The 26233-nt window shown below is 71.2% G+C and carries 22 protein-coding genes and 1 pseudogene; 18 read left to right on the forward strand and 5 right to left on the reverse strand.

All coding sequences use genetic code 11. The annotated features are described in order from the left end of the window. Positions 1 to 66: 66 nt before the first annotated feature. Positions 67 to 2043, forward strand: coding sequence for a threonine--tRNA ligase (thrS, locus tag EV284_RS30380; protein ID WP_130339819.1), 1977 nt, complete (start codon positions 67 to 69; stop codon positions 2041 to 2043). Positions 2044 to 2074: 31 nt separating this feature from the next. On the opposite strand, the gene EV284_RS30385 is transcribed toward thrS, so the two are convergent. After that, positions 2075 to 2734, reverse strand: a complete 660-nt coding sequence (locus EV284_RS30385) for a potassium channel family protein (RefSeq protein WP_130339821.1) — start codon at positions 2732 to 2734, stop codon at positions 2075 to 2077. Positions 2735 to 2801: 67 nt separating this feature from the next. Between EV284_RS30385 and EV284_RS30390 the strand changes: the two genes are divergently transcribed. Then, complete coding sequence (locus EV284_RS30390; protein WP_130339823.1) at positions 2802 to 3362, forward strand: HIT domain-containing protein; 561 nt, start codon at positions 2802 to 2804, stop codon at positions 3360 to 3362. Positions 3363 to 3397: 35 nt separating this feature from the next. On the opposite strand, the gene EV284_RS30395 is transcribed toward EV284_RS30390, so the two are convergent. Together EV284_RS30395 and EV284_RS30400 are read right to left on the reverse strand one after the other, a co-directional pair. Then, positions 3398 to 5041: a hypothetical protein gene (locus tag EV284_RS30395; RefSeq protein WP_130339825.1), complete on the reverse strand. Its 1644-nt coding sequence runs from the start codon at positions 5039 to 5041 to the stop codon at positions 3398 to 3400. 197 nt (positions 5042 to 5238) lie between these two features. After that, complete coding sequence (locus EV284_RS30400) at positions 5239 to 7437, reverse strand: elongation factor G-like protein EF-G2 (RefSeq protein ID WP_130339827.1); 2199 nt, start codon at positions 7435 to 7437, stop codon at positions 5239 to 5241. A 224-nt stretch (positions 7438 to 7661) separates the two neighbouring features. On the opposite strand from EV284_RS30400, the pseudogene pgsA reads away from it, so the two are divergent. From pgsA to EV284_RS30475, 15 genes and pseudogenes are all read left to right on the forward strand, one after another. Then, positions 7662 to 8385, forward strand: a pseudogene (pgsA, locus tag EV284_RS30405) (phosphatidylinositol phosphate synthase). After that, entirely contained in the window at positions 8382 to 9290 is a 909-nt protein-coding gene (locus tag EV284_RS30410; protein ID WP_130339831.1) for a phosphatidylinositol mannoside acyltransferase, read from the forward strand. The pseudogene pgsA and the gene EV284_RS30410 overlap by 4 nt, the downstream one beginning before the upstream one ends. Further along, positions 9287 to 10495 (forward strand): glycosyltransferase family 4 protein, encoded by a 1209-nt coding sequence (locus tag EV284_RS30415; protein ID WP_130339833.1) that lies wholly within the window; start codon positions 9287 to 9289, stop codon positions 10493 to 10495. The genes EV284_RS30410 and EV284_RS30415 overlap by 4 nt, the downstream gene beginning before the upstream one ends. Continuing rightward, entirely contained in the window at positions 10492 to 11034 is a 543-nt protein-coding gene (locus EV284_RS30420) for a membrane protein (protein WP_030810699.1), read from the forward strand. Before EV284_RS30415 ends, EV284_RS30420 begins: the two co-directional genes overlap by 4 nt. A 127-nt stretch (positions 11035 to 11161) precedes the next feature. Next, the gene (pdxS, locus tag EV284_RS30425; protein WP_030810697.1) at positions 11162 to 12067 is read left to right on the forward strand and encodes a pyridoxal 5'-phosphate synthase lyase subunit PdxS; all 906 of its coding nucleotides are present in this window, start codon (positions 11162 to 11164) and stop codon (positions 12065 to 12067) included. An 11-nt stretch (positions 12068 to 12078) separates the two neighbouring features. Further along, positions 12079 to 12684: a pyridoxal 5'-phosphate synthase glutaminase subunit PdxT gene (pdxT, locus tag EV284_RS30430; RefSeq protein ID WP_130339835.1), complete on the forward strand. Its 606-nt coding sequence runs from the start codon at positions 12079 to 12081 to the stop codon at positions 12682 to 12684. A gap of 80 nt (positions 12685 to 12764) precedes the next feature. Further along, positions 12765 to 13517 (forward strand): YebC/PmpR family DNA-binding transcriptional regulator, encoded by a 753-nt coding sequence (locus tag EV284_RS30435; RefSeq protein WP_031180147.1) that lies wholly within the window; start codon positions 12765 to 12767, stop codon positions 13515 to 13517. A gap of 205 nt (positions 13518 to 13722) precedes the next feature. Beyond that, positions 13723 to 14298, forward strand: a complete 576-nt coding sequence (gene ruvC / locus EV284_RS30440) for a crossover junction endodeoxyribonuclease RuvC (protein WP_130339837.1) — start codon at positions 13723 to 13725, stop codon at positions 14296 to 14298. Beyond that, positions 14295 to 14900 carry a Holliday junction branch migration protein RuvA gene (ruvA, locus tag EV284_RS30445; protein WP_130339839.1) on the forward strand — a complete coding sequence of 202 codons (606 nt, stop codon included), beginning with the start codon at positions 14295 to 14297 and terminating at the stop codon, positions 14898 to 14900. Before ruvC ends, ruvA begins: the two co-directional genes overlap by 4 nt. A 30-nt stretch (positions 14901 to 14930) precedes the next feature. Further along, positions 14931 to 16001: a Holliday junction branch migration DNA helicase RuvB gene (ruvB, locus tag EV284_RS30450; RefSeq protein ID WP_130339841.1), complete on the forward strand. Its 1071-nt coding sequence runs from the start codon at positions 14931 to 14933 to the stop codon at positions 15999 to 16001. Between the two features lie 163 nt (positions 16002 to 16164). Beyond that, positions 16165 to 16707, forward strand: coding sequence for a preprotein translocase subunit YajC (yajC, locus tag EV284_RS30455; RefSeq protein WP_130339843.1), 543 nt, complete (start codon positions 16165 to 16167; stop codon positions 16705 to 16707). A 144-nt stretch (positions 16708 to 16851) separates the two neighbouring features. Further along, positions 16852 to 18633 (forward strand): protein translocase subunit SecD, encoded by a 1782-nt coding sequence (gene secD, locus EV284_RS30460; RefSeq protein WP_207229175.1) that lies wholly within the window; start codon positions 16852 to 16854, stop codon positions 18631 to 18633. A 3-nt stretch (positions 18634 to 18636) separates the two neighbouring features. Beyond that, positions 18637 to 19746: a protein translocase subunit SecF gene (secF, locus tag EV284_RS30465; RefSeq protein WP_130339847.1), complete on the forward strand. Its 1110-nt coding sequence runs from the start codon at positions 18637 to 18639 to the stop codon at positions 19744 to 19746. Beyond that, positions 19743 to 20282, forward strand: a complete 540-nt coding sequence (locus tag EV284_RS30470) for an adenine phosphoribosyltransferase (RefSeq protein WP_130339849.1) — start codon at positions 19743 to 19745, stop codon at positions 20280 to 20282. The genes secF and EV284_RS30470 overlap by 4 nt, the downstream gene beginning before the upstream one ends. A 237-nt stretch (positions 20283 to 20519) precedes the next feature. Further along, entirely contained in the window at positions 20520 to 23036 is a 2517-nt protein-coding gene (locus EV284_RS30475) for a bifunctional (p)ppGpp synthetase/guanosine-3',5'-bis(diphosphate) 3'-pyrophosphohydrolase (RefSeq protein WP_130339851.1), read from the forward strand. Between the two features lie 70 nt (positions 23037 to 23106). Here EV284_RS30475 and EV284_RS30480 read toward each other — a convergent pair whose 3' ends face one another. Together EV284_RS30480 and EV284_RS30485 are read right to left on the reverse strand one after the other, a co-directional pair. After that, on the reverse strand, positions 23107 to 24336 hold the full coding sequence (locus tag EV284_RS30480) for a DUF349 domain-containing protein (RefSeq protein ID WP_130339853.1): 1230 nt from the start codon (positions 24334 to 24336) through the stop codon (positions 23107 to 23109). A gap of 168 nt (positions 24337 to 24504) precedes the next feature. Then, entirely contained in the window at positions 24505 to 25329 is an 825-nt protein-coding gene (locus EV284_RS30485; RefSeq protein ID WP_130339855.1) for a peptidylprolyl isomerase, read from the reverse strand. Positions 25330 to 25520: 191 nt separating this feature from the next. Here EV284_RS30485 and EV284_RS30490 point away from each other — a divergent pair, with 191 nt between their 5' ends. Next, positions 25521 to 26228, forward strand: a complete 708-nt coding sequence (locus EV284_RS30490; RefSeq protein WP_130339857.1) for an MBL fold metallo-hydrolase — start codon at positions 25521 to 25523, stop codon at positions 26226 to 26228. Positions 26229 to 26233: the final 5 nt, after the last annotated feature.

Below are 26233 nucleotides of genomic sequence, written 5' to 3' on the forward strand. Positions count from 1 at the left end.
GTACGATCCCTTGTGCGCGCGCTCCTGGTACGGCGCCGCACTCAAGCCTTCAGTCAGGAGAGACCGGTGTCAGACGTCCGTGTGATCATCCAACGCGATTCCGAGCGGGAAGAGCGCGTGGTGACGACGGGCACTACCGCCGCCGAGCTCTTCGCGGGCGAGCGCTCCGTCATCGCCGCGCGCGTGGCGGGCGAGCTGAAGGACCTCGCCTACGAGCTGTCCGACGGCGACGAGGTCGAGGGCGTCGAGATCTCCTCCGAGGACGGTCTCAACATCCTGCGCCACTCCACCGCGCACGTCATGGCCCAGGCGGTGCAGGAGCTGTTCCCCGAGGCCAAGCTGGGCATCGGCCCGCCGGTCAAGGACGGCTTCTACTACGACTTCGACGTGGAGAAGCCCTTCCACCCCGATGACCTCAAGGCCATCGAGAAGAAGATGCAGGAGATCCAGAAGCGGGGCCAGAAGTTCTCCCGCCGCGTGGTCTCCGACGAGGACGCCCGCGCGGAGCTGGCCGACGAGCCCTACAAGCTGGAGCTGATCGGCCTCAAGGGCTCGGCCTCCTCCGACGACGGCGCGGACGTCGAGGTCGGCGCCGGCGAGCTGACCATCTACGACAACCTGGACGCCAAGACCGGCGAGCTGTGCTGGAAGGACCTCTGCCGCGGTCCCCACCTGCCCTCCACCCGCAACATCCCGGCGTTCAAGCTGATGCGCAACGCGGCCGCCTACTGGCGCGGCAGCGAGAAGAACCCGATGCTCCAGCGCATCTACGGCACCGCCTGGCCCTCCAAGGACGAGCTGAAGGCGCACCTGGAGTTCCTCGCCGAGGCGGAGAAGCGCGACCACCGCAAGCTCGGCAGCGAGCTGGACCTCTTCTCCATCCCGGAGCAGATCGGCTCCGGCCTCGCCGTCTTCCACCCCAAGGGCGGCATCGTCCGCCGGGTCATGGAGGACTACTCGCGGCGCCGCCACGAGGAGGAGGGCTACGAGTTCGTCTACACCCCGCACGCGACGAAGGGGAAGCTCTTCGAGACCTCGGGCCACCTGGACTGGTACGCCGACGGCATGTACCCGCCCATGCAGCTCGACGAGGGCGTGGACTACTACCTCAAGCCCATGAACTGCCCGATGCACAACCTGATCTTCGACGCGCGCGGCCGCTCTTACCGTGAACTGCCGCTGCGCCTCTTCGAGTTCGGGACCGTGTACCGGTACGAGAAGTCGGGCGTCGTGCACGGCCTCACCCGTGCCCGCGGCTTCACCCAGGACGACGCGCACATCTACTGCACCCGTGAGCAGATGGCGGAGGAGCTCGACAGGACGCTCACCTTCGTGCTCGGCCTGCTGCGCGACTACGGCCTGACCGACTTCTACCTCGAGCTGTCCACCAAGGACCCGGAGAAGTTCGTCGGCTCGGACGACGCCTGGGAAGAGGCCACCGAGACGCTGCGCCAGGTCGCCGAGAAGCAGGGTCTGCCGCTCGTGCCCGACCCCGGCGGCGCCGCGTTCTACGGCCCGAAGATCTCCGTCCAGGCCAAGGACGCGATCGGCCGTACCTGGCAGATGTCGACCATCCAGCTCGACTTCAACCTGCCCGAGCGGTTCGACCTGGAGTACACCGGCCCCGACGGCTCCAAGCAGCGCCCGGTGATGATCCACCGTGCCCTGTTCGGCTCCATCGAGCGGTTCTTCGCGGTGCTGCTGGAGCACTACGCGGGTGCCTTCCCGGCGTGGCTGGCCCCGGTGCAGGCGGTGGGCATCCCGATCGGGGACGCGCACGTCGAGTACCTGCAGAAGTTCGCGGCCGAGGCCAAGCGGAAGGGTCTGCGGGTCGAGGTGGACTCCTCCTCCGACCGCATGCAGAAGAAGATCCGGAACGCCCAGCGCCAGAAGGTGCCGTTCATGATCATCGTCGGTGACGAGGACATGAACGCGGACACCGTCTCCTTCCGCTACCGGGACGGCTCGCAGGAGAACGGCATCCCGTTCGAGGACGCCATCGCCAAGATCGAGAAGGTCGTGGCGGAGCGGGTCCAGGTCTGACCCGGACGGATCCCGACGAACCCCCGAGGCGTCATCCCCGCCTCGGGGGTTCGTCGTCCTCCTCCCGCGCGAACACCTGCAGCAGCCACGAGGAGAACGACCCCGTCACCGCGCCCAGCAGGGCCAGGCCGCCCGCCATCATCGCCGCCGCGATGACCCGGCCGCCCGCGGTGACCGGGACGACGTCGCCGTAGCCCACCGTGGACAGCGTGGAGCACGCCCACCACACGGCGTCGCCGAAGGTCCGCATGTGGGAGGAGGGCGCACCCCTCTCCTGCTGGTAGACCGCGAGCGCGCCGGTGAAGCCCATCAGCAGGGTGGAGAGCCCCGAGTAGGCGATGACCCGCGCGTACAGCGGGAGCCGGGGCATGCCGCGCCGGTGCTCCACGGACTCGTAGATCCGCACGATCCGCAGCGGGCGCAGCAGTGGCAGGAGGAGGACGAGGGTGTCCAGCCAGTGGGTGCGGACGAAGCTCACGCCCTGGCCGCTGAGCCTCCAGCGCATGGCGTAGTCCACGGCGAACAGGGCCCAGCAGGCGAGCAGCAGCACCAGCCAGATGTCGTCCCAGGCGGTGCCGAGGCGGGGGGCGAGGACGAGGGCCGCGTAGGAACCGAGGAACGTCAGGGACGCCACGGTGAGCGGCATCTCGGCGTGGTGCTCCCAGCGGGTCATGGTGCTGTCGTGGTCCACCGGCTCAGCTTGTCCGCCGGGAGCCTTCCCGCCGCCCCGGCGACACGCCGCGAACGGGCGAAGCCATATGCTGCCTTGCATGACGAGTGAGCCGGAGCAGCAGATCGGAGTGGGGACGCAGGACGCGTTCCAGCGCCTGTGGACGCCCCACCGGATGGCCTACATCCAGGGCGAGAACAAGCCGAGCGGTCCGGGCGCGGACGACGGCTGCCCGTTCTGCTCGATCCCGGCGAAGTCCGACGAGGACGGCCTGATCGTGCGCCGGGGTGAGCACGTGTACGCGGTGCTCAACCTGTACCCGTACAACGGCGGTCATCTGATGACGGTGCCGTACCGGCATGTGGCGGACTACACCGATCTGACCGGTCCGGAGACGGCCGAGCTGGCGGAGCTGACCAAGCAGGCCATGACGGCGCTGCGGACGGCGTCCGGGGCGCACGGGTTCAACATCGGGATGAACCAGGGCTCGGTGGCGGGCGCGGGTATCGCGGCCCACCTCCACCAGCACATCGTGCCTCGCTGGGGCGGCGACACCAACTTCATGCCGGTGGTGGGCCAGACGAAGGTGCTGCCGCAGTTGCTGGGGGACACCCGCAAGATGCTGGCGGACGCCTGGCCGGCTGCCTGACCGGCTCGTCACGATCCGCTGGGCAGCCGGAGGACCTACGCGTCGTACAGGTCGGCCTTCCTCGGAGCCGGGTCCTGGACCAGGCCGCTGAGGAAGGCGGAGCGGGCGCCGAACTTCTCGGTGTCCACGCCGTTCTCCTTGAGCACCTTGATCGCGGCGGAGTGCACCACCCTGAGGACCGGGGTGGCGGCGCGCAGGGCGTCGTCGGCCATGAAGCGGTGGCGCCAGGGCTGGTCGGCCCAGGCATGCCGCAGACCGAAGGGCTCGGGCAGGCCGATGGAGCCGCCGAGCCAGTTCAGGGTCGGCGGGAACCAGGTCAGCGGGGCGCGGACGGCGAGCCGCACGACCTCGTCCGTGGGGACCAGGGGGAGCTTGACCGTGCGGTTCTCCCACGGCTTGAGGGTCTTGGCGACCTCCTTGGTGGGGGCGGCCGGCTTGGCGTGGAAGAGGGGGTTGACCGGGCCGAGGGCGTGGCCGGTGACCTCGATGCGCAGGGTCTCGTGGAGCACGGTCACCGTGATCATCATGGTGAGGACGAGCTGGCCGTCCCACAGGGTCCACTGGACGCCCAGATAGTGCCGGTCGCCGCTGCCGAACTGCTGCTTGTTGCAGATCTCCTGTATGGCGTGCGGCTTGACCTGGAACGCCTCGACGTCCGTGCCCTCGGGCCGGGAGACCGCGTCGGCCTTCTCACCGATCGGCGTGACGATCCAGTGCCTTATCGACGGCCGGGGGAAGCCGCCGGTGTTGAGGGGGCCGCGCTCCAGCAGGCTGAGCTGGTCGTGGATGGCGCGTATGACGTCCCAGCTCCGGAAGGGGTGGATCTCCCGCGGCGGATCGGCGGAGACCAGTTCCTCGGCGAGCTGCCAGGAACCCCAGCGGGTGCCCATGCCGAGGATGCCCTTGGGCCCGGCGTAGAAGACGGAGTTGGAGCGCTGCTCCGCGCCGAGCCGGGCGAGGGACTGGCGGAGCTGCTCGGCGGCGGTCTCGCCGGGGCTGCGGGGCACGGCCTCGGGGACCTTGGCGCCGACGCTGCTGCCGGAGAGCAGCCCGGCCCAGCGTTCGCGCAGGTCGGCGGCGGTGCGCTCGCAGACGCGGCGGGCCCAGAACCAGCCGAGGACGGGGACGACGACGGCGGCGCGGGTGTACCAGCCCCAGAAGCCGCCGAAGGGCAGCTTGAGCAGGAAGAGCACGGCGAGGACGCCGACTCCGGCGAGCAGCGCGGTGCCCAGCGCCCCGGCCCGGCCCTCGCGCTTGGCCAGGAACGAGCGGAGCAGGAAGACCAGGAGCCAGGCGAGGAGGCCGGGCAGGAAGATCAGGCCGCAGACGACCATCACCAGGGTCAGCTTGTTGTCGCGCTCGCGGCGGATGTTGTTGGCGGCCAGGCAGTGTTCGACGACGACCTGGGGGTCGGCGCCGAAGGACTGGATCAGGGGCTTGCGGCCGGGTGCGAGGAGGCGGTCGGCGACGGTGCGGGAGAAGGCTTCGCCCAGGTTGGGGCGGAACAGCGGGATGCGGCCGGCCTTGACGGTGGACGTGTGCCACTCGTTGTCGGCCTTCTTGATCTCGAGCATGGGGGTGTCCCGGTAGGCCGCCGAGGCCAGTGCGAGGGTCGCCGCCTGGCCCTCGTCCCCGGAGACGGGCACCTGAGGCCCGTCCCACTCCGTCCCTACCGACATTCCCGCCCCCATCGCCGCCGTGTCGCTCCTGCGGCCTTCCCGGCTTCCCCGCCGCGCACACCTGCCGAACCGGACATCGTTGCGATGTCCCGTGGCCACGGCGCCGGTTCGGCCGGTCCGGGGCCCGTCGGCCAGCGTATCGGCAGCGGTGCCCCGTGCGTCGGCGGACGGCCGAAGCCGCCCGCCGGCGCCGGGAGTCACTCGCTCTCGCCGTCCTGTTCGCGCAGCTTCTCCGCGACTTGGGGCGGCATCGGTTCGTGACGGGCGTAGGCGCGGCTGAAAGAGGCCGTGCCGTGGGAGAGGGAGCGCAGGTCGATGGCGTACCGGCCGATCTCGAACTCGGGGACCTCGGCACGGATCAGGGTGCGTCCGGCGCCGGTCTGTTCGGTGCCCAGGACCCGGCCGCGCCGGGTGGACAGGTCGCTCATGACGGCGCCGACGTAGTCGTCGGGCACCAGGACGGTGATCTCGGCGACCGGCTCCAGCAGGTGGATGCGGGCCTCGGCGGCGGCTTCGCGCAGGGCGAGGGCGCCCGCGGTCTGGAAGGCGGCGTCGGAGGAGTCGACGGAGTGGGACTTGCCGTCGAGCAGGGTGACGCGCACGTCGACCAGGGGGTGGCCGGCGGCGACGCCCTTGGCGGCCTGGGCGCGGACGCCCTTCTCGACGGAGGGGATGAACTGGCGGGGCACGGCGCCGCCGACGACCTTGTCCACGAACTCGATGCCGGAGCCGCCGGGCAGCGGCTCGACCTCGATCTCGCAGATGGCGTACTGGCCGTGGCCGCCGGACTGCTTGACGTGCCGGCCGCGGCCGGCCGCCTTGCCCGCGAACGTCTCGCGCAGCGGCACCTTGTGCGGGACGACGTCGACCTGGACGCCGTAGCGGCTGCGGAGCCGTTCCAGGGCGACGTCGGCGTGGGCCTCCCCGAGGCACCAGAGGACGACCTGGTGGGTGTCCTGGTTCTGTTCGAGGCGCATGGTCGGGTCCTCGGCGACCAGCCGGGACAGGCCGAGGGAGAGTTTGTCCTCGTCGGGCTTGCTGTGGGCCTGAATGGCGAGGGGGAGCAGCGGGTCCGGCATCCGCCAGGGCTCCATGAGCAGGGGGTCGTCCTTGGCGGAGAGGGTGTCGCCGGTCTCGGCGCGGCCGAGCTTGGCGACGCAGACGAGGTCGCCGGCGACCGCCCCGGTGACCGGGCGCTGCTGTCTGCCGAAGGCCATGGAGAGGGCGCCGACCTTCTCGTCGACGTCGTGGTCCTCGTGGCCCCGGTCGGCGAGACCGTGCCCGGAGACGTGGACGGTGTCGTCGGGGCGCAGGGTGCCGGAGAAGACGCGGACCAGCGAGAGGCGGCCCACGTAGGGGTCGGAGGAGGTCTTGACGACCTCGGCCACCAGCGGGCCCTCGGTGTCACAGGGGGCCAGCTCGCGGGGGGTGCCGTCGATGCCGGTGACGTCGGGCAGGGGGTGCTCGAAGGGGGTGGGGAAGCCTCGGGTGATCAGCTCCAGGAGTTCCACCGTGCCGAGGCCCTGGCGGGCGCCCTCGGCGGCGGGTGCGGCGGCGAGGACGGGGTGGAAGGTGCCGCGGGCGACGGCGCGTTCGAGGTCCTCGATCAGGGTCTTGACGTCGACCTGTTCGCCGCCGAGGTAGCGGTCCATGAGGGTCTCGTCCTCGCTCTCGGCGATGATCCCCTCGATGAGCCGGTCGCGGGCGCCGTCCAGGGTGGGCAGCTGGTCCTCGCCGGGTTCCGACTCCTTGCGTTCGCCGGGGGAGTAGTCGAAGAGCTTCCGCGAGAGCAGGCCGACCAGCCCGGTCACCGGCGCGTGCCCGTCGGGTCCGGCTGACCCGCGCAGCGGGAGGTAGAGGGGGAGGACCGCGTCGGGGTCGTCGGCGCCGAACGCCTCGGCGCACACCCGTGTCGTCTCCTCGAAGTCGGCGCGGGCCGACTCCAGGTGCGTGACGACGATGGCGCGGGGCATGCCGACGGCCTGGCACTCCTCCCACACCATCCGGGTCGCGCCGTCCACGCCGTCGGCGGCGGAGACGACGAAGAGAGCCGCGTCCGCCGCGCGCAGACCGGCCCTCAGCTCCCCGACGAAGTCGGCGTACCCGGGGGTGTCCAGGAGGTTGATCTTGATGCCGTCCCACTCGACGGGGACCAGCGAGAGCTGTACGGAGCGGTGCTGGCGGTGCTCGATGTCGTCGTGGTCGGAGACGGTGCCGCCGTCCTCGACACGGCCCGCCCGGTTCACCGCCCCCGCGGTGAGCGCGAGGGCCTCCACCAGGGTGGTCTTGCCCGATCCGGAGGGGCCGACCAGCACCACGTTCCGTACGGACGCGGGGTGGTCGGCCGTCACCGCTCTGCCGGCGGCTCCGGGGTGTGTGTGCGTCTTGTCGCCCATGGTTCTGCCTCCCGTGCACGGTGAGGTCATCGGGGACGCGAACGCGGCGGGGTCCCGCGTGGGTGCGGCGGCTCCGGCGGCGCCCGCGGTCCTTCGAGCTTTCCACTCCCGTCATGCCGCGTCCATACGACGGACCCCCGAGGCCGCGCGGCACCGTGTGGATGGTCACGGATCGTGCCGTGGCGGAGGGTACGCGCCCCCGTGCGCGGGCGCGCGTGGCTACGATGGGCCAGCCGACGGCCACCAGGGGCCACGGCGACACCGACCGTCTGGAAGGCCATGCTGAACAAGTACGCGCGTGCATTCTTCACGCGTGTCCTCACGCCGTTCGCCGCGTTTCTCATCCGGCGGGGGGTGAGCCCCGACACGGTGACGCTCATCGGCACCGCCGGAGTGGTCGCGGGTGCGCTGGTCTTCTACCCCCGGGGAGAGTTCTTCTGGGGGACGATCGTGATCACGCTCTTCGTCTTCTCCGACCTGGTCGACGGGAACATGGCCCGCCAGCTCGGCCGCTCCAGCCGCTGGGGCGCCTTCCTGGACTCCACCCTGGACCGGGTCGCGGACGGCGCGATCTTCGGCGGCTTCGCCCTCTGGTACGCGGGCAACGGCCAGGACGACGTGCTGTGCGCGGTCTCCATCTTCTGCCTGGCCAGCGGCCAGGTGGTCTCGTACACCAAGGCGCGCGGCGAGGCGATCGGGCTGCCGGTGGCGGTGAACGGTCTGGTGGAGCGGGCCGAGCGGCTGGTGATCTCGCTGGTCGCGGCCGGTTTCGCGGGCCTGCACAAGTTCGGGGTGCCCGGCATCCAGTACCTGCTGCCGGTCGCCCTGTGGATCGTCGCGGTGGGCAGTCTCGTCACCCTGGTCCAGCGGGTCGTCACCGTCCGCCGCGAGTCCGCCGAGGCGGAAGAGGCGGCCCGGCTCGACGCCGGGAGCGAGGCGGCCAAGTGACCGCCGCCGAACGTCTCACCGACGGGCTGTACGGGCTCGGCTGGAGCACCGTCAAGAAGCTCCCCGAACCGGTCGCCGCCCGGCTGGGCCGTACCGTCGCGGACGCCGCCTGGAAGCGGCGCGGCAAGGGTGTCCAGCGACTGGAGGCCAACTACGCGCGCGTGGTGCCGGACGCCTCCCCGGAGCGGCTGGCCGAGCTGTCCCGCGCGGGGATGCGCTCCTACCTGCGGTACTGGATGGAGTCCTTCCGGCTGCCCGCCTGGAGCCCGGAGCGGGTGCGCACCGGCTTCGACCCCAAGGGCGCCCACCATCTGACGGACGGCCTGGCCGCGGGCAAGGGCGTGATACTGGCGCTGCCGCACCTGGCCAACTGGGACCTGGCCGGCGCCTGGGTCACCACCACCCTCGGCATCCCCTTCACCACCGTCGCCGAGCGCCTGAAGCCGGAGACGCTGTACGACCGGTTCGTCGCCTACCGCGAGGGCCTCGGCATGGAGGTGCTGGCGCACAGCGGGGCCTCCGCGTTCGGCACCCTGGCCCGGCGGCTGCGCGACGGCGGCCTGGTCTGCCTGGTCGCGGACCGGGACCTGTCGGCCGCCGGCGTCGAGGTGGACTTCTTCGGCGAGCGCGCCCGGATGCCCGCCGGGCCCGCCCTGCTCGCCCAGCAGACCGGCGCCCAACTGCTCCCGGTCACCCTCTGGTACGACGACTCGCCCGTGATGCAGGGCCGGGTGCACCCGCCGGTCGAGGTGCCCGAGGCGGGTACGCGGACCGAGAAGACGGCCGTGATGACCCAGGCGCTGGCCGACGCCTTCGCCTCCGGGATCGCCGAGCACCCGGAGGACTGGCACATGCTCCAGCGGCTGTGGCTCGCCGACCTCGACCCGGCGAAGGGACCCGCGTGAGAATCGGGATCGTCTGCCCGTACTCCTGGGACGTGCCCGGTGGCGTCCAGTTCCACATCCGGGACCTCGCCGAGTACTTCATCCGCCTCGGCCACGAGGTCTCGGTGCTCGCCCCGGCCGACGACGACACCCCGCTGCCGCCCTACGTGGTCTCGGCGGGCCGCGCGGTGCCGGTGCCGTACAACGGGTCGGTGGCCCGGCTGAACTTCGGGTTCCTGTCGGCGGCCCGGGTGCGGCGGTGGCTGCACGACGGCGCGTTCGACGTGGTGCACATCCACGAGCCGACCTCGCCCTCGCTCGGCCTGCTCACCTGCTGGGCGGCGCAGGGGCCCATCGTGGCGACCTTCCACACCTCCAACCCGCGCTCCCGCGCCATGATCGCCGCCTACTCGATCCTCCAGGCCGCGCTGGAGAAGATCAGCGCCCGGATCGCGGTCAGCGAGTACGCCCGGCGCACCCTGGTCGAGCACCTGGGCGGGGACGCGGTGGTGATCCCCAACGGGGTCGACGTGGACTTCTTCGCCGACGCCGAGCCCAAGGCGGAGTGGCAGGGCGGCACCATCGGCTTCATAGGGCGCATCGACGAGCCCCGCAAGGGCCTGCCGGTGCTGATGCGGGCCCTGCCGAAGATCGTCGCCGCGCACCCGGAGACCCGGCTGCTGGTCGCGGGCCGGGGTGACGAGGAGGCGGCCGTCGAGGAACTGCCCGAGGAGCTGCGCTCCCGCGTGGAGTTCCTCGGGATGGTCAGCGACGAGGACAAGGCCCGCTTCCTGCGCAGCGTCGACCTGTACGTGGCCCCCAACACCGGCGGCGAGAGCTTCGGCATCATCCTGGTCGAGGCCATGTCGGCGGGCGCCCCCGTGCTCGCCTCCGACCTGGACGCCTTCGTCCAGGTGCTCGACCAGGGCAAGGCCGGCGAGGTCTTCGCCAACGAGGACGCCGGCGCGCTCGCCGGGAAGGCCGTCGCCCTGCTCGCCGACCCCGGGCGCCGGGCGGAGCTGCGGGAGCGGGGCAGCGCCCATGTGCGCCGCTTCGACTGGTCCACGGTCGGCGCGGACATCCTCTCGGTCTACGAGACGGTCACCACCGGTACCGCGGCGGTCGCCACCGACGAGCGGCCCGGCCTGTGGTCGCGGTTCGGCCTGGCCCGCGAGCGGGACGCGGAGACCGGCACCCCGTCCTCCACCGATAACCTTCGCGCGTGATCCCCACCCTCATCTGGATTCTCGTCGCACTGCTGGCGATCGGCGTCTACCTGAGCTGGACCGCCGGACGGCTGGACCGGCTGCACGTCCGCATGGACGCCGCCCGCGCCGCCCTGGACGCGCAGCTGCTGCGCCGGGCGTCCGTGGCGCAGGAACTCGCCACCTCCGGCGTCCTGGACCCGGCCGCCTCCATCGTGCTCTACGAGGCCGCGCACGCCGCCCGGCAGGCCGAGGAGGAGCAGCGCGAGGTCGCGGAGAGCGAGCTGAGCCAGGCGCTGCGCGCCGTGTTCGAGGACGCCCGCCAGGTGGAGGGCGTACGGGCCGCCCCCGGCGGCGAGGACGCGGCGCACGAGCTGGCCGAGGCGGTGCGCCGGGTGCCGATGGCCCGCCGCTTCCACAACGACGCCGTGGGCGCCGCCCGCCGCCTGCGCGAGCACCGCAAGGTCCGCTGGTTCCGGCTGGCCGGGCACGCGCCGTTCCCGCTGGCCTTCGAGATGGACGACGAACCGCCCGCCGCGCTGGTCGAACGGGTGGCCTGAGCGGGGTGCCACGGGGCACGCCGGGACAAAATGATCCACCGGCTTCCCATTGGCCCTTGATGTGGCCCGGCCCGGTCGCGTTTCCTCGACGGTGCAGAAACCGTCTTACCCACCAGTGAGGTCACGCGTGTCCATCATCGACAACCAGGGTCCCGAGACCGGCACCGCCCGTGTGAAGCGCGGCATGGCCGAGCAGCTCAAGGGCGGCGTCATCATGGACGTGGTCAACGCCGAGCAGGCGAAGATCGCCGAGGACGCGGGCGCCGTGGCCGTCATGGCCCTGGAGCGCGTCCCGGCCGACATCCGCAAGGACGGCGGCGTGGCCCGCATGTCCGACCCGGACATGATCGAGGGCATCATCGACGCCGTCTCGATCCCGGTCATGGCCAAGTCCCGCATCGGCCACTTCGTCGAGGCCCAGGTGCTCCAGTCCCTCGGCGTCGACTACATCGACGAGTCCGAGGTCCTCACCCCGGCCGACGAGGTCAACCACTCCGACAAGTGGGCGTTCACCACCCCCTTCGTCTGCGGTGCCACCAACCTGGGCGAGGCCCTGCGCCGCATCGCCGAGGGCGCGGCCATGATCCGCTCCAAGGGCGAGGCCGGCACCGGCAACGTCGTGGAGGCCGTGCGCCACCTGCGCCAGATCAAGGGCGAGATCGCCAAGCTGCGCGGCTGCGACCACAACGAGCTGTTCGCCGCCGCCAAGGAGCTGCGCGCCCCCTACGAGCTGGTCAAGGAGGTCGCCGAGCTGGGCAAGCTCCCCGTCGTCCTGTTCTCCGCCGGTGGCGTCGCCACCCCGGCCGACGCCGCCCTGATGCGCCAGCTCGGCGCCGAGGGCGTCTTCGTCGGCTCCGGCATCTTCAAGTCCGGCGACCCGGCCAAGCGCGCCGCCGCCATCGTGAAGGCCACCACCTTCTACGACGACCCGAAGATCGTCGCGGACGCCTCCCGCAACCTCGGCGAGGCCATGGTCGGCATCAACTGCGACACCCTGCCCGAGACCGAGCGCTACGCCAACCGCGGCTGGTAGGACCTGCACCCATGAACACCCCCGTCATCGGCGTCCTGGCCCTCCAGGGCGACGTACGGGAGCACCTCATCGCCCTGGCCGCGGCGGACGCCGTGGCCAGGCCGGTCAGGCGCCCCGAGGAACTCGCCGAGGTGGACGCCCTCGTCCTGCCCGGCGGTGAGTCCACCACCATCTCCAAACTGGCCGTCCTCTTCGGCCTGATGGAGCCCCTGCGCGCCCGCGTGCGCGCCGGGCTGCCCGTCTACGGCACCTGCGCCGGGCTGATCCTGCTCGCCGACAAGATCCTCGACCCGCGTTCGGGCCAGGAGACCATCGGCGGCATCGACATGATCGTCCGCCGCAACGCCTTCGGCCGCCAGAACGAGTCCTTCGAGGCGGCGGTCGACGTCAAGGGCGTCGAGGGCGCCCCCGTGGAGGGCGTCTTCATCCGCGCCCCCTGGGTGGAGTCCGTGGGCGCGGCCGCCGAGGTGCTCGCCGAGCACGAGGGCCACATCGTCGCCGTACGCCAGGGCAACGTGCTCGCCACCTCGTTCCACCCGGAACTGACCGGCGACCACCGTGTGCACGCGCTCTTCGTCGACATGGTCCGCGCGAACCGGACACCGGAGTCCTTGTAGGATCTGCGGCGGTACCCCTCAGGCTCTCCCAGCGCCCGGGGAGTCCGTATCGGATCGGGTTACGCGAAGGAGACAGGCAGATGTCCGGCCACTCTAAATGGGCTACGACGAAGCACAAGAAGGCCGTGATCGACGCCAAGCGCGGCAAGCTCTTCGCGAAGCTCATCAAGAACATCGAGGTCGCGGCCCGCATGGGCGGCGTCGACATCGAGGGCAACCCGACGCTCTACGACGCCATCCAGAAGGCGAAGAAGCAGTCGGTCCCCAACAAGAACATCGACTCCGCGGTCAAGCGCGGCGGCGGCCTCGAGGCCGGCGGCGCCGACTACGAGACGATCATGTACGAGGGTTACGGCCCCAACGGCGTCGCGGTGCTCATCGAGTGCCTCACCGACAACCGCAACCGTGCCGCCTCCGACGTCCGCGTCGCCATGACCCGCAACGGCGGCAACATGGCCGACCCCGGCTCGGTGTCGTACCTGTTCAACCGCAAGGGCGTCATCATCGTCCCCAAGGGCGAGCTGACCGAGGACGACGTGCTCGGCGCCGTCCTGGACGCCGGTGCCGAGGAGGTCAACGACCTCGGTGAGTCCTTCGAGGTGCTCAGCGAGGCCACCGACCTGGTCGCGGTCCGCACCGCCCTCCAGGAGGCCGGCATCGACTACGACTCCGCCGACTCCAACTTCGTCCCGACCATGCAGGTCGAGCTGGACGAGGACGGCGCCCGGAAGATCTTCAAGCTGATCGACGCCCTCGAGGACAGCGACGACGTCCAGAACGTCTTCGCCAACTTCGACGTGAGCGACGACGTCATGGAGAAGGTCGACGCGTAACGCCTCCGCGGGCTTCGCGGAACGGATCTACGGGCCGGCGGGACACATCCCGCCGGCCCGTCATCGTTGTCAGTGGCAGCGGCTAGCCTGGCGATATTCGAATGATCGCCGTCCACGGGCCGCGACCATCAATGGGGCGACCACGACGGTGCTCGGCCACCTCCGCGAGAGCGGCGGCGGTTTAGCCGCAAAGAGGGGGCGACAGGTGCGAGTGCTCGGGGTGGACCCCGGACTGACGCGGTGCGGGGTGGGCGTGGTCGACGGTGTCGCGGGACGGCCGCTCACCATGGTCGGCGTCGGTGTCGTCCGTACGCCCCCCGACGCCGAGCTGAGCCACCGGCTCCTCGCCGTCGAGCAGGGCCTCGAACAGTGGCTGGACGAGCACCAGCCGGAGTTCGTCGCCGTGGAGCGGGTCTTCAGCCAGCACAACGTCAGCACCGTCATGGGCACCGCCCAGGCCAGCGCCGTCGCCATGCTCTGCGCGGCCCGGCGCGGCATCCCGGTCGCCCTGCACACCCCCAGCGAGGTCAAGGCCGCCGTCACCGGCACCGGTCGCGCCGACAAGGCCCAGGTCGGCGCGATGGTCACCCGGCTGCTCCGGCTCAGCGCGCCCCCCAAGCCCGCCGACGCCGCCGACGCCCTCGCACTCGCCATCTGCCACATCTGGCGCGCCCCCGCCCAGAACCGGCTCCAGCAGGCGGTCGACCGGCACACGGCCCAGAAGACGGTCCAGAGAACAGCACCGCGCACCGCCCACGCAACGAAAGGCCGAACGGCATGATCGCCTTCGTCAACGGCACCGTCGCCGCCCTCGCCCCCGACTCGGCGGTCGTCGAGGTCGGCGGGGTCGGCATGGCCGTGCAGTGCACGCCCGACACCCTGGCGAAGCTCCGCGTCGGCCAGGACGCCCGGCTGCACACCTCGCTCGTCGTCCGGGAGGACTCGCTCACCCTGTACGGCTTCGCCGACGACGACGAGCGCCAGGTCTTCGAGCTGCTCCAGACCGCCAGCGGCGTCGGCCCCCGCCTCGCCCAGGCCATGCTCGCCACCCACCGCCCCGACACCCTGCGCCGCGCCGTCGCCACCGCCGACGAGAAGGCCCTCACCGCCGTGCCCGGCATCGGCAAGAAGGGCGCGCAGAAACTGCTGCTGGAGCTGAAGGACCGGCTCGGCGCCCCCCTCGGCGCCCCCGCCGTGGGCGCCCCGGTGAGCCAGGGCTGGCGTGACCAGCTGCACGCGGCCCTCATCGGCCTGGGCTACGCCACCCGCGAGGCCGACGAGGCCGTCACCGCCGTGACCCCCCAGGCCGAGGCCGCGGGCGGCGCCCCCCAGGTCGGCCAGCTGCTCAAGGCCGCCCTCCAGACCCTGAACCGCGCCCGCTGACCCGCGCGCATCCCGCTAGGAGCACCTGAAGTGAACTGGGACGACACGACGGACGGCGCCGCCGCGGAACGGCTGGTGGACACCGCCGCCGACCGGGAGGACCAGGCCGTCGAGGCCGCCCTGCGCCCCAAGGACCTCGGCGAGTTCATCGGCCAGGAGAAGGTGCGCGAACAGCTCGACCTCGTGCTGCGCGCCGCCCGCGCGCGCGGCGCCACCGCCGACCACGTGCTGCTCTCTGGCGCCCCCGGCCTCGGCAAGACCACCCTGTCGATGATCATCGCGGCCGAGATGGGCGCCCCCATCCGCATCACCTCCGGCCCCGCCATCCAGCACGCCGGCGACCTCGCCGCGATCCTCTCCTCCCTCCAGGAGGGCGAGGTCCTCTTCCTCGACGAGATCCACCGCATGTCCCGGCCCGCCGAGGAGATGCTGTACATGGCGATGGAGGACTTCCGGGTCGACGTCATCGTCGGCAAGGGCCCCGGCGCCACCGCCATCCCGCTGGAGCTGCCCCCGTTCACCCTGGTCGGCGCCACCACGCGCGCGGGTCTGCTGCCGCCCCCGCTGCGCGACCGCTTCGGCTTCACCGCGCACATGGAGTTCTACGAGCCGCGCGAACTCGAGCGGGTCGTGCACCGCTCGGCCGCCCTGCTGGACGTCGAGATCGACCCGTCCGGCGCCGCCGAGATCGCCGGCCGCTCGCGCGGCACGCCCCGGATCGCCAACCGGCTGCTGCGCCGGGTGCGGGACTACGCCCAGGTCAAGGCAGACGGCCTGATCACCGAGGACATCGCGGCGGCCGCCCTCGCGGTCTACGAGGTGGACGGGCGCGGCCTCGACCGGCTCGACCGGGGCGTGCTGGAGGCGCTGCTGAAACTGTTCGGCGGCGGACCGGTCGGCCTGTCCACCCTGGCCGTCGCGGTGGGGGAGGAGCGGGAGACGGTGGAGGAGGTCGCCGAACCGTTCCTGGTGCGCGAGGGCCTGCTCGCGCGTACCCCGCGCGGGCGCGTGGCCACCCCGGCCGCCTGGGCCCACCTGGGGCTCACCCCACCGCAGCGGCCGGCCACGGGAAACGGACAACAGGACCTGTTCGGGGCGTGAGAGCGGCGCATTGGCCCCAGGAGGAACCCAGGTGCCATGCTGAGCGTTGTTCCATGCGCGCGGACTCGCTTAGACTCCGCCGATGCCGCCCTTGTGGGCGACGCCGACCAGCCCCCTCCAACAGGCCGCTCACCGCGCGGTCACGCGAAGGAAATTCCGTCCCGTGAATGTCTATACCCTTCTCCCCTTCATCGTGCTCATCGCGGTCATGTTCCTGATGACGCGCTCGGCCAAGAAGAAGCAGCAGCAGGCCGCCAACATGCGGAACGAGATGCAGCCCGGTTCGGGCGTCCGCACGATCGGGGGGATGTACGCGACGGTCAAGGAGGTCACGGAGGACACCGTCCTCCTCGACGCCGGACCGGGCGTCGAGCTGATCTTCGCCAAGAACGCGATCGGCGCCGTCCTCTCCGACGACGAGTACAACCGCATCATCCACGGCGTCGAGCACGACCTGAAGTCGGACTCCGAGGTCGTCCCGGACGACGCCTCCTCCCTCACCGCCGCCGACGCCGAGCACAAGGCCGTCGACTTCGGCAAGAAGGACGCCGCCGAGGAGACCGCGGTGGCCGAGGACAAGACGCTCGCCGACAAGGCCGAGACCGTCGAGCCCGCCGCCAAGGACGACACCGTCGTGAACAAGGCGGAGACGGCCGAGCCGGCCGAGGCGCCGAAGAAGACCGACGGCGACACCGACGCGAAGTAGTCACGTCCCCGGGGCGTCCCGGCGCCTCTCACCGGGCGCGCGGCACGCCCCGGACGCCTCTGTTTCCCGCACGGAATCCCGACACCATGTCATGGCCACCGGCGCCCACGGCGCACCGGGCGGCCCGAGAGGGAGTACGAGAAGGTGGCAGCACCTAAGAAGGGCCGGGGCGCGAGTGCCCAGAGCAAGCCAGGGCGCTCGCTGGTCCTCATCCTGATCGCCATCGTGGCGATGACCGGCGGAATGTTCCTCGCCGGTCACACCACCCCGCGTCTCGGCATCGACCTTGCCGGCGGTACGAGCATCACGCTCAAGGCGAAGGCCGACCAGGGGTCGGCGATCAACAAGGCCAACATGGACACCGCGGTCGACATCATGAACCGCCGTGTCAACGGCCTTGGTGTCTCCGAGGCCGAGGTGCAGACCCAGGGCGACGATCACATCATCGTCAACATCCCGAAGGGCACCAACTCCAAGGAGGCCCAGCAGCAGGTCGGCACCACCGCCAAGCTGTACTTCCGCCCGGTCCTGGCCAGCGAGCCCAGCGGCGGCGCGGCCCCCAAGCCGTCGCCGAGCACCTCCTCCGGCGCCAGCGGCTCCCCGAGCCCGGCCGCCAGCCCCTCCGGCGACCAGAAGGCGACCTCGCCCTCCGGCGCCCCCTCGCCGAACGCCTCGGCCACCTCGCAGGGCCGCGCCGTCAGCGACGCGCTGAAGGCCGACGCCACCCCGTCGCCCACCGGCTCGGCGAGCGCCAAGTCCTCCGGCGCCCCGGCGAGCCCCTCGCCGACGCCGAGCGCGAACGCGGACGCCGCGAAGCTCCAGGCCCAGTACGCGGCCCTGGACTGCACCAAGCCCGCCGAGCGCGCCAAGGTCGGCAAGGCCGGCAAGCCCGGTGAGCCCACCGTGGCCTGCGGCGAGATCAACAAGGTCTGGTACAAGTACGTGCTCGGCCCCGCCGCCGTGGACGGCACCGAGGTGAAGAAGGCCCAGGCGATCTTCGACACCCAGGGCGCCTCCGGCTGGCAGGTGCAGATGACCTTCACCTCCTCCGGCGCAAAGAAGTTCGCCGACATCACCGGCGAGCTCGCCAAGAACCAGCAGCCGCAGAACGAGTTCGGCATCGTCCTCGACGGCGACGTGGTCTCCAGCCCGTACGTGCAGCAGGCCATCACCGGCGGCCAGGCCGAGATCTCCGGCCGGTTCACCCAGGAGGAGGCCCAGAGCCTCTCCAACATGCTGTCCTACGGCGCGCTCCCGCTCTCCTTCCAGGAGGAGACCGTCACCACGGTCACCGCGGCCCTCGGCGGCGAGCAGCTCAAGGCCGGCCTCCTCGCGGGCGCCATCGGCCTCGTGCTGGTCGTGATCTACCTCGTGGCCTACTACCGCGGTCTGTCGCTGGTGGCCATGGCCTCCCTGCTGGTCTCCGCGATCCTCACCTACGTGATCATGTCGCTGCTCGGCCCGGCCATCGGCTTCGCGCTCAACCTGCCCGCCGTCTGCGGTGCCATCGTCGCCATCGGTATCACCGCGGACTCGTTCATCGTGTACTTCGAACGCATCCGGGACGAGATCCGCGAGGGCCGCAGCCTGCGCCCCGCCGTGGAGCGGGCCTGGCCGCGCGCCCGGCGCACCATCCTGGTCTCCGACTTCGTGTCGTTCCTGGCCGCCGCCGTGCTGTTCATCGTCACCGTCGGCAAGGTCCAGGGCTTCGCGTTCACACTCGGCCTGACCACCGTCCTCGACGTCGTGGTGGTCTTCTTCTTCACCAAGCCGCTCATGACGCTGCTGGCCCGCCGCAGGTTCTTCGCCGAGGGCCACAAGTGGTCCGGCCTCGACCCGCGGAGCCTCGGCGCCAAGCCCCCGCTGCGCCGCACCCGCCGTCCCTCCGGTCCCACCACGGGCCCCGTCGACCCCAAGGGGGCGTGAGCGATGTCGAAACTCGGTAACCTCGGCGCGCGGCTGCACCGCGGCGAAGTCAGCTACGACTTCATCGGCAAGCGCAAGATCTGGTACGGCGTCTCCATCCTGATCACCATCACGGCCATCCTCGGCCTGGCGGTGCGCGGCCTGAACATGGGCATCGACTTCCAGGGCGGCGCCGTCTTCACCACCCCGACCAAGATGAGCGCCTCGGTCGCCCAGGTCGAGGAGTACGCCCACGACGCCTCCGGCCACGAGGCCGTCGTGCAGAAGCTCGGCAACGGCAGCCTGCGCATCCAGATCGCCGGCCTCGACACCGCCAAGTCCGACCAGGTCAAGCAGACCCTGGCGAAGGACCTGAAGCTCGACCCCGAGCGGCTCAACGCCGACCTGGTCGGCCCGAGCTGGGGCGAGCAGATCGCCAACAAGGCCTGGCAGGGCCTGGCGATCTTCATGGTGCTCGTGGTGATCTACCTGGCGATCGCCTTCGAGTGGCGCATGGCCATCGCGGCCCTCGTCGCGCTGATCCACGACATCACCATCACCGTCGGCATCTACGCCCTCGTCGGCTTCGAGGTCACGCCCGGCACGGTGATCGGTCTGCTGACCATCCTCGGTTACTCGCTCTACGACACGGTCGTCGTCTTCGACAGCCTCAAGGAGCAGACCAAGGACATCACCAAGCAGACCCGCTTCACCTACGGCGACGTCGCCAACCACTCGATCAACAGCACCCTGGTGCGCTCCATCAACACCACGGTGGTCGCCCTCCTCCCGGTGGCGGGCCTGCTGTTCATCGGCGGCGGTTTCCTCGGCGCGGGCACCCTCAACGACATCTCCCTGTCGCTGTTCGTCGGCCTCGCGGCCGGCGCGTACTCCTCGATCTTCATCGCCACGCCGCTCGTCGCCGACCTCAAGGAGCGCGAGCCGGCGATGAAGGCCCTCAGGAAGCGGGTCCTGGCCAAGCGTGCCCAGGCCGCCGCCGGAGAGGCCCAGGAGGAGTCCCGGTCCGCCACCGGAGAACCGTCCGACGGCGCGGCGCCCGCTGTGGTGGGCCCGCGCGACCAGTCCGCGACCCGCAACCGGGGCCGCGGCCGACCCTCTGGAAAGCGCCGATGACCTCCATCCAGGAGCTGCTGCTCAGCCGTATCCGCGACGTGGCCGACTACCCGGAGCCGGGCGTGATGTTCAAGGACATCACCCCGCTCCTGGCCGACCCCGCCGCCTTCACGGCCCTCACCGACACGCTGGCCGAACTCGCCACGGCCACCGGGGCCACCAAGATCGTCGGCCTGGAGGCGCGGGGCTTCATCCTGGGCGCGCCGGTCGCGGTCCGCGCGGGCCTCGGCTTCATCCCCGTCCGCAAGGCCGGCAAGCTCCCCGGAGCGACGCTGCGCCAGGCGTACGACCTGGAGTACGGCTCCGCCGAGATCGAGGTGCACGCCGAGGACCTGTCCGACGGTGACCGCGTGTTCATCGTGGACGACGTGCTCGCCACCGGCGGCACCGCCGAGGCCGCGATCAAGCTGATCGAGCGCGCCGGCGCGAGCGTCTCGGGCGTCGCCGTCCTCATGGAACTGGGCTTCCTCGAGGGCCGTGCCCGCCTGGAGGCGGCCCTGGACGGCGCGCCCCTGGAGGCGCTGCTCCAGGTCTGAGACGGACCGGGCGGACCCTGAGCGGCCGCGAGCGCACCGGGCTTTAGGGCCCGCGCTCGCGGCCGCTCCGCGTTCCGCGTCCTTCGGGGTCCGGCCTCAGGAATCCCTCACCCGTCCCACGTGTTCCACTGGTGGACCGTTCTCCCGCCGCCTGAAGGCGATGACGGGGCGCGGGATCGCTACCATGGGGTTTCCGGAGCCTGACCGGGGGACCCGGATCGCGCACTAGGAGTCCTCTTGCCAGACGAGGCCCAGCCACTGACCGCCGCCAAGCCGGAGTCCGCCTCGGCGCCCGCGGTGAAGCCCGCGCCGAACCCGTCGGACGACGCGAAGAACGACCGGCGCGGCTCGGTCGAGCACGCCCAGTCGGCGCCGGTGGAGAAGACCGCCGACACCGCGCGTCCCAAGCCCGCCCCCGTGCGCCCCGCGGCCGGTCAGACCGCGCCCCGCTCCGGCTCCTCCAACCGCGTCCGCGCCCGCCTGGCCCGGCTCGGTGTGCAGCGCGCGAACCCGTACAACCCGGTGCTGGAGCCGCTGCTGCGGATAGTGCGCAGCAACGACCCCAAGATTGAGAACGCCACGCTCCGCCAGATCGAGCGCGCCTACCAGGTGGCCGAGCGCTGGCACCGCGGCCAGAAGCGCAAGAGCGGCGACCCGTACATCACCCACCCGCTGGCCGTCACGACCATCCTGGCCGAGCTGGGCATGGACCCGGCGACCCTGATGGCCGGGCTGCTGCACGACACCGTCGAGGACACCGAGTACGGCCTGGACGACCTGCGCCGGGACTTCGGCGACGTGGTCGCGCTGCTGGTGGACGGCGTCACCAAGCTGGACAAGGTCAAGTTCGGCGAGGCCGCGCAGGCCGAGACCGTGCGCAAGATGGTCGTCGCCATGGCCAAGGACCCCCGCGTCCTCGTCATCAAGCTCGCCGACCGCCTGCACAACATGCGCACCATGCGCTACCTCAAGCGCGAGAAGCAGGAGAAGAAGGCGCGCGAGACCCTGGAGATCTACGCGCCGCTCGCCCACCGCCTGGGCATGAACACCATCAAGTGGGAGCTGGAGGACCTGGCCTTCGCCATCCTCTACCCCAAGATGTACGACGAGATCGTGCGGCTCGTGGCCGAGCGCGCCCCCAAGCGCGACGAGTACCTGGCCATAGTCACCGACGAGGTGCAGGCCGACCTGCGCGCCGCCCGGATCAAGGCGACCGTCACCGGCCGGCCCAAGCACTACTACAGCGTCTACCAGAAGATGATCGTCCGCGGCCGGGACTTCGCGGAGATCTACGACCTGGTCGGCATCCGCGTCCTGGTGGAGACCGTCCGGGACTGCTACGCGGCGCTCGGCACGATCCACGCGCGATGGAACCCGGTCCCCGGCCGGTTCAAGGACTACATCGCGATGCCGAAGTTCAACATGTACCAGTCGCTGCACACGACGGTCATCGGACCCAACGGCAAGCCGGTCGAGCTGCAGATCCGCACCTTCGACATGCACCGCCGCGCCGAGTACGGCATCGCCGCCCACTGGAAGTACAAGCAGGAGGCCGTGGCCGGCGCCTCCAAGGTGCGCACGGACGCGCCCAAGTCGTCCGGCAAGGGCAAGGACGACCACCTCAACGACATGGCGTGGCTGCGCCAGTTGCTCGACTGGCAGAAGGAGACCGAGGACCCCGGCGAGTTCCTGGAGTCCCTGCGCTTCGACCTGTCCCGCAACGAGGTCTTCGTCTTCACGCCCAAGGGCGACGTGATAGCGCTCCCCGCCGGTGCCACCCCGGTCGACTTCGCCTACGCGGTGCACACCGAGGTCGGCCACCGGACCATAGGAGCACGCGTCAACGGACGCCTGGTCCCGCTGGAGTCCACCCTGGACAACGGCGACCTGGTGGAGGTCTTCACCTCCAAGGCGCCCGGCGCCGGGCCCTCCCGCGACTGGCTGGGCTTCGTCAAGTCGCCCCGCGCCCGCAACAAGATCCGCGCCTGGTTCTCCAAGGAGCGCCGGGACGAGGCGATCGAGCAGGGCAAGGACGCGATCGTCCGCGCGATGCGCAAGCAGAACCTGCCGATCCAGCGCATCCTGACCGGCGACTCCCTGGTCACCCTGGCGCACGAGATGCGGTACTCGGACATCTCCGCGCTGTACGCGGCGATCGGCGAGGGCCACGTCTCCGCGCAGAACATCGTGCAGAAGCTCGTGCAGGCACTCGGCGGCGAGGAGGCGGCCACCGAGGAGATCGAGGAGCCGGTCCCGCCGACCCGGCGCAGCCGCAAGCGCCGCTCCAGCGCCGACCCCGGTGTCGTGGTCAAGGGCGTCGACGACGTGTGGGTGAAGCTGGCCCGCTGCTGCACCCCGGTACCGGGCGATCCGATCATCGGGTTCGTCACGCGGGGCAGCGGGGTCTCGGTGCACCGCAGCGACTGCGTCAACGTGGACTCGCTCTCCCGCGAGCCCGAGCGCATCCTCGACGTCGAGTGGGCGCCCACCCAGTCCTCGGTCTTCCTGGTCGCCATCCAGGTCGAGGCGCTGGACCGCTCCCGGCTGCTCTCGGACGTCACCCGCGTCCTGTCCGACCAGCACGTCAACATCCTGTCGGCGGCCGTGCAGACCTCCCGCGACCGGGTCGCCACCTCCCGCTTCACCTTCGAGATGGGCGACCCCAAGCACCTGGGCCACGTCCTGAAGGCGGTCCGGGGCGTGGAGGGCGTCTACGACGTCTACCGCGTGACCTCGGCCCGCAACCGGGGCTAGCGGCGGATACGCCGGAGGGGCTCCGTACGGTGCGTACGGAGCCCCTCCGGCGTATGCGGGCGGGGAGCGATCAGCCCCCGAACTCCTCAAGACCCTTCAGCGCCTGGTCCAGCAGCGCCTGGCGGCCCTCCAGCTCACGCTCCAGCTTGTCGGCGCGGGAGGTGTTGCCCTGGGCGCGGGCCTGCTCCACCTGGCCGCGGAGCTTGTCCACGGCGGCCTGGAGCTGACCGGTCAGACCCGCCGCGCGCGCACGCGCCTCCGGGTTGGTCCGGCGCCACTCGGCCTCCTCGGCCTCCTGGATCGCCCGCTCCACCGCGTGCATCCGGCCCTCGACCTTGCCCCGCGCGTCGCGCGGCACGTGCCCGATGGCCTCCCACCGCTCGTTGACCGAACGGAACGCGGCACGCGCGGCCTTCAGGTCCCGCACCGGGAGGATCTGCTCGGCCTCCTCGGCCAGCGCCTCCTTGAGCTTCAGGTTCTCGCCCTGCTCCGCGTCCCGCTCGGCGAACACCGAGCTGCGCGCGGCGAAGAACACGTCCTGCGCGCCCCGGAAGCGGTTCCACAGGTCGTCCTCGTGCTCGCGCTGGGCGCGGCCGGCGGCCTTCCAGTCCGCCATCAGCTCGCGGTACCGGGCCGCCGTGGCACCCCAGTCCGTCGAACCCGACAGCGCCTCCGCCTCCGCGACCAGCCGCTCCTTCAGGCGCCGGGCGTCCTCGCGCTGCGAGTCGAGCTGCGCGAAGTGTGCCTTGCGGCGCTTGGAGAACGCCGACCGGGCGTGCGAGAAGCGGTGCCACAGCTCGTCGTCGGACTTGCGGTCGAGCCGGGGCAGGCCCTTCCAGGTGTCCACCAGGGCCCGCAGCCGCTCACCGGCCACCCGCCACTGGTCGGACGCCGCGAGCTGCTCCGCCTCCGTGACCAGGTCCTCCTTGGCCTTGCGGGCCTCGTCCGACTGCTTGGCCCGCTGCGCCTTGCGCTCCTCGCGGCGCGACTCGACCTTCTCGACGAGCTTGTCCAGCCGGGTCCGCAGCGCGTCCAGGTCGCCCACCGCGTGGTGGGCGTCCACCTGCTCGCGGATGTGGCCGATCGCCGTCTGGGCGTCCTTCGCGGACAGATCGGTGGTCTGCACGCGCTTCTCGAGGAGGCCGATCTCGACAACCAGGCCCTCGTACTTGCGCTCGAAGTAGGCAAGCGCCTCCTCGGGGGAGCCGGCCGCCCACGATCCGACGACCTGCTCGCCCTCGGCCGTACGCACGTACACGGTCCCCGTCTCGTCGACGCGGCCCCACGGGTCGCTGCTCACAGCGCCTCCTCCACATGATGCCGGTGGGGAGCCTCCCGGCTCCCTGGCATCGTCCACAGTTTCGTCATCGCCAACATAGGCGACCGGCAGGGGGCCTGTCCGCATCCGGCGGCACCCAATTCCGCAGGCGACCGGCCCGCCGAGGCGGACCGGAACGCCCTGGCGGGGTCAGGACTTCGTGACCGTCGCCTTGTCGATCACGACCGTCGCGTTCGGGGCGCCGTCGCCCTGGCCGGTGTTCTCGCCCGCCTTGGCGATCTTGTCCAGCACCTTCAGCCCGGCCTTGTCGATCGTGCCGAAGGGGGTGTACGACGGCGGCAGCGGGCTGTCCTTGTACACCAGGAAGAACTGGCTGCCGCCGGTGTGCGGCTGCCCGGTGTTGGCCATCGCCACCGTGCCCGCCGGGTAGGTGTTCTTCTTGAGGCTCTTGTCCTTCAGGTTCTCGTCCGGGATCGTGTAGCCCGGTCCGCCGGTGCCGGTGCCCGTCGGGTCGCCGCACTGCAGGACGTAGATCCCGTTCGTGGTCAGGCGGTGGCACTTGGTGTGGTCGAAGAAGCCCTTGTCCGCGAGGTAGGAGAAGGAGTTCGCCGTGTGCGGGGCCGCCGACGCCTTCAGAGCGACCCCGATGTCGCCGCAGGTGGTGGCCAGCTTCATCGTGTAGTCCGCCGACGTGTCGATCGACATCGCCGGCTCCTTCTTCCAGGACTGCTTCTTCACCGAGCCCTTGGCCGGCTTCTCGCAGGGGTCGGGGGCCTTGCTGGGGCTCGCGGCCGCGCTCGGCGAGGACCCGGCGGCGTCCACCTTCTTGTCGCCGTCGTCCTTCATCACGCCCGTCGTGTACAGCGCCACACTGCCGATCACGATCACGCCGAGCACCGACGCGATCACCGAGTTGCGCATGCGCGCCTTGCGTCGCGAGTCCGTGCGCCGCTGCTGCTGCCGCAAGAACTTCTCCCGTGCGAGCTGACGCCGTCGCTGCTCCTGGCTGACCACCGGGTTTCTCCCTCATGCGTGTCGTATGCCGACCGGTACGTGTGCGTCCTGTGATCCGACAGGCGCGTGTAGCCCCGTACCGTATATGGGTTCGCTGAGGAAACGGCAGCGCCGGTAGGCTCTAGGGGGCTTCAGCACCACGGGTCCGCCCGCGCGCGAGCCCTCCCGTACCGACACAACGAAGGACGATCGTGCTCATTGCCGGGTTCCCCGCCGGGGCCTGGGGGACGAACTGTTATCTCGTCGCCCCCGCCGCCGGTGAGGAGTGCGTGATCATCGACCCCGGCCATCAGGCCGCCCCCGGCGTCGAGGAAGCGCTGAAGAAGCACCGCCTCAAGCCGACCGCCGTCGTCCTGACCCACGGCCACATCGACCACGTCGCCTCCGTCGTCCCCGTGTGCGGCGCGCACGACGTGCCCGCGTGGATCCATCCCGACGACCGCTACATGCTGAGCGACCCGGAGAAGGCGCTCGGCCGGTCCATCGGGATGCCGCTCATGGGCGAACTCACCGTGGGGGAGCCGGACGACGTCCGGGAGCTGACCGACGGGGCGAGGCTGGAGCTGGCCGGGATGGAGTTCTCCGTCGCCCACGCGCCGGGCCATACCAAGGGGTCGGTGACCTTCCGGATGCCCGAGAGCGCCGACGTCCCGTCGGTCTTCTTCTCCGGGGATCTGCTGTTCGCCGGCTCCGTGGGACGCACCGACCTGCCGGGCGGATCGATGGAGGACATGCTCGGGTCGCTGGCACGCGTGTGCCTGCCGCTCGACGACTCCACCGTGGTCCTGTCCGGCCACGGCCCCCAGACCACCATCGGCCAGGAACGCGCCACCAACCCCTATCTGCGGCAGGTGGCCGCCGGCCAGGGAACCGACCCGGCTCCCCGACGAGGAATGTGACGAGA

Source organism: Streptomyces sp. BK022, from assembly GCF_004217355.1.
GTDB lineage: Bacteria > Actinomycetota > Actinomycetes > Streptomycetales > Streptomycetaceae > Streptomyces > Streptomyces griseoluteus.